1 protein-coding gene is annotated in these 499 nt (G+C 54.9%); it reads right to left on the minus strand.

The features are described 5' to 3' along the window. On the minus strand, positions 1–499 hold a 499-nt coding region (locus K5Q92_RS24000; RefSeq protein WP_220771277.1), incomplete at both ends, for a hypothetical protein.

Raw genomic sequence — 499 nt, forward strand, 5'->3', positions numbered from 1 at the left:
CCGCGCCACCGTTAATGGTAAGCGTGACATAGCCGCCAGCTTCAAAGTCAGTACCATCGATAGTGACTTGCAGCTGTACGTCATCAGCACCAATTTCAGCTTGGGTGAGCAGGCCATCGCCTGGGTTACCATCATCAACAATCAATACCGTCGGCGCATTTGGCGCGGTTTCATCGGCGACCTTGGCAGTATCTGAACCTTGAGCCGAGGTGTTGTCAGCCTTATCGGTTTGGGTGGCGGTGACGGTGATGCTGTCGCCTTCAGCAGGCGCGGGCTCGGTCCAGCTGATCACGCCGTTGGCATAAGTGTAGTTACCAAAGGTGAAGCTGCCGTTGCCAGCATCAGTGAAGTCAGCGAAACTCAGCTGAATGTCCGCGCCACCGTTAATGGTAAGCGTGACATAGCCGCCAGCTTCAAAGTCAGTACCATCGATAGTGACTTGCAGCTGTACGTCATCAGCACCAATTTCAGCTTGGGTGAGCAGGCCATCGCCTGGGTT

The sequence above is a fragment of the Shewanella sp. MBTL60-007 genome (genome assembly GCF_019654915.1).
Classification (GTDB): Bacteria; Pseudomonadota; Gammaproteobacteria; order Enterobacterales; family Shewanellaceae; genus Shewanella.